The following is a 6,278-nucleotide window of genomic DNA, read 5'->3' as shown; positions in this document are numbered from 1 at the left end:
CTTCATCGGCGTGGGTGGCGCGGCGGTGTCCGCGGGGCTCGTGGAGCGCGCGCACCGCGTGGGGCTGCCGGCCTTCGAAGGCTATGGGCTGACGGAGATGGCGTCCGTGGTGACGCTCAACTCGCCGTCGGGCAATCGGCCCGGGAGCGCGGGCAAGGTGCTGCCGCACGTACGGGTGCAGTTCGCGCCGGACGGCGAGCTGCTCCTGGGCGGCGCGAGCCTCTTCTCCGGCTACACCGGCGACGTCGTCTCCGGCATCGAGGGCGGAATGTACGCCACCGGGGACCTGGCCCAGCTGGACGCGGACGGCTACCTGCACATCACCGGGCGCAAGAAGAACATCTTCATCACCGCCTTCGGCCGGAACGTGTCGCCGGAGTGGGTGGAGCGCGAGGTGTCCACGGACCGCGTCATCGGTCAGGTGGTCGTCTTCGGTGAGGCGAAGCCCTTCAACACCGCGGTCATCTTCCCGGTGCCCGGCGCGGCGGACGCGGACGTGGACCGGGTGCTGGCGGCCGTGAACCCGACGCTGCCGGACTACGCCCGGGTGTCGCGCTGGGTGCGCGCGGACGCGCCCTTCACCCCGGCCAACGGCCAGCTCACGGCCACCGGCAAACCGCTGCGCAATTCCATCCATGCCGCGTACGCCGAACGCATCTCGGCGCTGTACGCGGACGACACCGCGACCGGCGGCTGACCGTCAGCCCCACGCAGCCCGGAGGAGCCACCCCGTGCCGAGCCATCCCATTCCACCCCCCTCCACGCAGCAATGGGCGGAAGAGCTGGAGCGCAGGCTGGGCAGCCCGTGGGACGAGGAGAGCCCCCTGTCGCTGGCGCGCGGCGCGCGGCTGGACGAGGAGGAGCGCTTCCCCCAGGAGGCCATCCAGTCGCTGCACGCGCTGGGGCTCCCGGAGTTCTACATCCCCACGGAGTACGGGGGGCGCTTCGAGTCCTACGAGCAGCTCCTGCTGCTCGCGCGCCTGCTCGCGCGGCGGGACCTGACGGTGACGGTGTCCTCCAGCACGCTGGCCTGGTCCACGCTCACGTGGCTGGGCGGCACCGACGCGCAGAAGCGGCGGCAGGCGGCGTTCCTGCGCGCGGGCCACAGCCCGTGCCTCGCGTACTCGGAGGAGGCGCACGGCGCGGATTTGTTGTCGGGCGCGACGACGGCGCGTCGCGTCGCGGGGGGCTACCGCATCACCGGTGAGAAGTGGCCCATCAACCGCGCCACCCGGGGCGAGGGCTACATGGTGCTCGCGCGCACCGACCCTTTGGGCGGCCCCCGGGGCCTGTCGCTGTTCATGCTGGACAAGGCGCAGCTGGAGCCCGGCACCCACGCGCCGCTCCCGCGCGTGCCCACGGTGGGCGTGCGCGGCTGTGACATCAGCGGCGTGCGCTTCACGGACTGCCTCGCGCGCGACGACGACCGGCTGGGACCGGAGGGCGGCGGCCTGGAGCTGGCGCTCAAGGCGCTGCACATCACGCGCGCGCTGTGCTCCGGCCTGGCGCTGGGCGCGGCGGACACGGGGCTTCGCACCACGCTGAACCTGGCGCGCGGCCGCAGGCTCTACGGCGACACGGTGTTCGCCATCCCCAGCGTGTCGCGCGCGTGCGCGGATTCGTTCCTGGACGGGCTCGTCGCCGACGCGGTGGCGCAGACCGTCCTGCGCGGCGTGCACGTGGCCCCCGAGCGCTTCGCGGCCTGGTCCGCCATCGCGAAGTACTTCGTGCCGTCGCTGTCGGAGCGGGCCTTCCAGCGGCTCACCGCCGTGCAGGGCGCGCGCTTCTACATGCGGGACCGGCACGACTGGGGCGCCTTCCAGCGCTTCTACCGGGACAACCTGCTCATCGGCATCTTCGACGGCAGCGCGCCGGTGAACCTGCACTCGCTGGGGCTCCAGCTCCGCGCGCTCTGCCAGGGCACCCTGAAGGGCACCGGCGTGCCGGACCTGGACGCGCGGCTGGAGAACCTGTTCACGCTGTCCCAGCGCGTGCCGCCCCTGGATCCGCAGCGCCTGGACCTGGTGGCGCGCGGCCCCGACGAGGTCTTCCTGGGGCTGCCGGACGCCGTGCAGCGACTGGAGGGCCAGGTGGGGCACCTGGACGAGTCCCACCGGGGCGTGCTGCTGGCGCTGGCGCGGTGCCTCATCAAGGAGCAGGGCGCGCACGCGCAGGCGGTGCTCCAGCTGGCGACGCGCGCCGGGCGGGCCTTCGCCACGTCGCCGGAGCTCTTCGACCTGGCGCGGCGCTACGCGGTGCTCTTCAGCGCCGCGTCCTGCCTGCACCTGTGGGTGCGCAACGCCCGGACGCAGGGTGGCTTCTTCGAAGCGGGGGCCTGGCTCATCCTGGCCCTGTCGCGCCTGCTGCGCGAGGCCGGGTCGCTGGACGCCCCCGAGCCGCCGCCGGGCCTCTATGACTCCCTGACCTCCGAGCTCGTCCGCCGCCACGACGCGCGCCAGCTCTTCTCCCTTCAGCCTCTCCAGGTGGCCTGACCGGGCAGCCTGTTTCTCCCCCTGCAGCACCCCCGCAGTTCCTTTCCCCCGAGGGACGCACCGTGAACGCCCAAGACACTTCCGTTTCCGCCCAGGATGGCGCCACCCCCGAGCTCCGGCCCGGGGGAAGCGCGCAGCAGATCGAGAGCTGGCTCGTCCAGCGCATCGCGACGCTGATGCAGCGCTCGGCCCAGGAGATCGACGTCAAGGTGCCGCTCACGCGCTATGGCCTGGACTCCGTGGAGGCGGTGACGCTGTCGGGCGACCTGGAGGACCTGCTGGAGCGCCGGCTCGCGAGCACGCTCGTGTGGGACTACCCCACCATCTCGCAGCTCGCCCAGCACCTGGGCCAGGCGGCGGCGCAGGGCAGCGCCAACGTCATGACCAACCGCGTGCGCGTGGAGCCGCAGACGACGAGCGCGGCCCCCAGCTTCGCGGACGACGACGACGTGAAGAACAACAGCCGGCGCCTGCGGCTCTTGGACGTGCCGGGCGTGGGCAACCCGTACTTCCGCCGGTGCGAGGGCATCAACGGCGACCGCGCCATTATCGGCCAGCGCGAGGTCGTCAACTTCGCCAGCTACAACTACCTGGGCCTGTCCGGCCACCCGGACGTGTCGGCGGCGGCGAAGGACGCCATCGACCGCTATGGCACGTCCGTGTCGGCCAGCCGCCTCATCTCCGGCGAGCGGCCGGTGCACGTGGAGCTGGAGGCGGCGCTCGCGAAGCTGGTGGGCGCGGAGGACGCGCTCGTCTACGTGGGCGGCCACGCCACCAACGTGACGACGCTGGGGCACATGTTCGGCCCGCAGGACCTCATCGTCTACGACGAGCTCATCCACGACAGCGTGCTGGGGGGCGCGGAGCTGTCCGGCGCCACGCGGCTGCCGTTCCGGCATCAGGACCTGGCGGGGCTGGACGCGCTCTTGACGCGCCGGCGCGGGGACCACGCCAACGTGCTCATCGTCGTGGAGGGCGTGTACAGCGCGGACGGCGACGTGCCGGACCTGGCCGCGCTCGTGGCCCTGAAGAAGCGCCACCGCGCCTTCCTGATGGTGGACGAGGCGCACTCGCTGGGCGTGCTCGGCAAGACGGGGCGCGGGGTGGGGGAGCACTTCGGCGTGGATGGCCGGGACGTGGACCTGTGGATGGGCACGCTCAGCAAGTCGCTGGCGAGCTGCGGCGGCTACATCGCGGGCTCGCGCAAGCTGGTGGAGTACCTGCGCTACACGTCGCCGGGCTTCATCTACAGCGTGGGCATGCCCCCGTCGAACGCGGCGGCGGCGCTCGCGGCCATCCAGGTCATGCAGCGCGAGCCGGAGCGGGTGACGCGGCTGCACGAACGCGTGAAGCTCTTCCTGTCGCTCGCGCGGGAGTACGGGCTGGACACCGGCACGTCGGCCGGCTCCGGCGTGGTGCCGGTCATCGTGGGGGACACGCTCCAGGCCATCCGCCTGTCGGGCATCCTGATGGACCAGGGCATCAACGTGGCGCCCATGATCTACCCCGCGGTGGCCAACGACGGCGCGCGGCTGCGCTTCTTCATCTCCTCGCTTCACACCGAAGAGCAGATCCGCCACACGCTCGAGACCGTGGCCCGGGAGCTTTCGCGGCTCAAGCGCGACTTCTCCGGCAGCTTCGAGGTGATGACGCTCAAGGCCTCGCCGGACGAGCACCCCAACATGACGCTCGCGCGCGAGGGCTTCGACGGCTTCGTGACGTTGGACCTGCCGGCGCTGTCGCGGCAGCTCGCCCCGGACGTCGTCTACCACTTCCCGGGCCGCAGCCCGCTCGCGGGCGCGCACAAGGGCAAGGACGCGGTGCTGGACTTCTTCGTCAACGCGTTCCGCTACACGGTGGGCACGCTCAACGTGCGGCTCAAGGAGCTGCTCGCGGACGCGAACCACGCGGTCCTCTACTGGAGCAACACCGCGCACCTGCCGGGCACGGACCTGCGCCTGTCGGCGGACATCTGCGAGGTGCTCACCCTCAAGGACGGCAAGGTGGTGGAGGCCCACTGGTTCGTCGACAACCAGCGCGCCTTCGACGAGTTCGTCACCCAGGGCGCGCGCTTCATCGAAGCGCACGAGGCGGCCGTCGGAGGAACGCGATGAACGCGCTCCAGTCGCAGGTGGAGGTCGCCCGCCGCAGCCTGGAGGCGCTGGCGGGCGCGGATGCCGCCACGCTCTCCGGCTACCTGGACGAGGCCTCCGTGTTCCGCTTCCGGGGCGACGTGCCCCTGGCGGGCGAGCACCGGGGCCCGGAGCACGTGGGGCGCTTCGTGCGCGACTTCGCGGCGCTGCTCTCCGCCCGGGGCGCTCGCCTGGAGGTGGCCCACGTCGTCCCGGGCCCCGAGCATGTCTACGCACGCTTCCGGGTGACGGCCCCTGCGTCGCCCGGCCGTGCCCCGGTGGAGCTGGGGGGTTGCTTGATGACCCGGGTCCGTGAAGGCCACATCCTGGAGTCCTCGTTGCTGCTGGACGACGCCTACGCGTTCCAGCGCGACCTGGGATAAGACGACACCCCCGCGTGGGCATGCTGCCCGATGAAAGAGGAAGGTCTCCCTTGGCGATGAAGGTTCTGAAGACGCTGGGCGCACTCCTGGCGCTGCTGCTGCTGGCGGTGGTGGGCATGGGCTTCTGGGGCGGCTCGAAGGTGTCCGAGGTCGTGGACGCGCCGCTGCCGCCGCTGGTCGCCGCCACCGACCCGACCCAGGTCGAGCACGGGCGCGCCATCTTCCGCGCCGTCTGCGAGGACTGCCACCGGCAGGACAGCAGCGGCCGGGTGACGGGCGGCGCCATGAAGGGCGTGCCGTCGTTCCTCGGGAAGTTCTACTCGGCCAACATCACCGCGCACCGCGAGGCGGGCATCGGCGCGATGAGCGACGGGGAGCTGGCGCGCGCCATCCGCTACGGCATCAAGCGCGACGGCCGGCGCGTCCTCATCATGGGCCACTACGGCCTGGATGACGCGGACCTGTCCGCGGTGATGGGCTTCATGCGCTCCGACGACGCGCTCTTCGCCGCGGATCCGCAGGCGCAGCCGAAGTCGGAGACGGGCCCGCTGGGCAAGGTCGTGATGGCGGTGATGCTGGGCAAGGTGCCGCTCGACCGTCCCGCGTCCGGCCTGAAGGCGCCCCCCAGGGGCGCGACGGTGGAGTACGGCCGCTACCTGGCGCACAACGTCTATGAGTGCGCGGGCTGCCACACGCCGGGCCTCAACCCGTCGAAGGTGGACGGCGACAAGGCCTTCTCCGGCGGCTTCAAGTACTCGGAGACCCCCACGAGCGTCGTCTACTCCAGCAACCTCACCCCCCACGAAACGGGGCTCAAGGGATGGACGCAGCCGCAGTTCACCCGCGCCATGCGTGAAGGCATCACGCCCAATGGGTACGTGATGCGCCCGCCCATGCGCCGCTTCCGCGGCATGGACGACGTGGAGGCGGAGGCGCTCTTCCGCTTCTTCGAAAGCCTGCCCGCCATCGACCATGAGATTCCCCAGGGCAGCGTCCCGCGCGTGAAGGCCGCGCAGGGCACCCCCGAGCAGCTCTTCACCAGCCTGGGCTGCGCGGTGTGCCACCAGGAGGGCGCCAAGTTCCGCGCCATGCTCAAGCAGTCGCGCGCGAAGCCCACGGTGGAAGTGGCGAAGTGGATCCGCAACCCGGAGTCCATCGCGCCCGGCACGCAGATGCCCACCTACAGCGAGCTGCTGGACGAAACGCAGGCCCTCTCGCTCGCCGGCTGGGTGCAAGAGCAGGCCGCCCTGATCCCCTAGATCCAGGACGTT

The 6,278-nt window shown here is 71.7% G+C and carries 5 protein-coding genes; all 5 read left to right on the top strand.

Annotation, left to right across the window (positions count from 1 at the left end):
- On the top strand, window positions 1-697 hold a 697-nt coding region (locus tag D7V93_RS01855), incomplete at its 5' end, for an AMP-binding protein (protein ID WP_147451005.1).
- 34 nt (window positions 698-731) lie between these two features.
- Window positions 732-2,492: an acyl-CoA dehydrogenase family protein gene (locus tag D7V93_RS01850; protein ID WP_158623620.1), complete on the top strand. Its 1,761-nt coding sequence runs from the start codon at window positions 732-734 to the stop codon at window positions 2,490-2,492.
- A gap of 62 nt (window positions 2,493-2,554) precedes the next feature.
- Window positions 2,555-4,606, top strand: a complete 2,052-nt coding sequence (locus D7V93_RS01845; protein WP_120641690.1) for an aminotransferase class I/II-fold pyridoxal phosphate-dependent enzyme — start codon at window positions 2,555-2,557, stop codon at window positions 4,604-4,606.
- Window positions 4,603-5,007, top strand: a complete 405-nt coding sequence (locus D7V93_RS01840; RefSeq protein WP_120641689.1) for a nuclear transport factor 2 family protein — start codon at window positions 4,603-4,605, stop codon at window positions 5,005-5,007. The genes D7V93_RS01845 and D7V93_RS01840 overlap by 4 nt, the downstream gene beginning before the upstream one ends.
- Window positions 5,008-5,063: 56 nt before the next feature.
- Window positions 5,064-6,266, top strand: a complete 1,203-nt coding sequence (locus D7V93_RS01835; RefSeq protein ID WP_244237056.1) for a c-type cytochrome — start codon at window positions 5,064-5,066, stop codon at window positions 6,264-6,266.
- Window positions 6,267-6,278 lie beyond the last annotated feature (12 nt).

Source organism: Corallococcus llansteffanensis (assembly GCF_003612055.1).
Lineage (GTDB): Bacteria > Myxococcota > Myxococcia > Myxococcales > Myxococcaceae > Corallococcus > Corallococcus llansteffanensis.
This window is presented reverse-complemented; position numbering and strand designations above follow the sequence as displayed.

Bases quoted from the DNA above. Each gene is read 5' to 3' on its own strand.
- D7V93_RS01840 (WP_120641689.1), top strand. From the start codon at position 4,603: ATGAACGCGCTCCAGTCGCAGGTGGAGGTCGCCCGCCGCAGCCTGGAG.
- D7V93_RS01835 (WP_244237056.1), top strand. From the start codon at position 5,064: ATGAAGGTTCTGAAGACGCTGGGCGCACTCCTGGCGCTGCTGCTGCTG.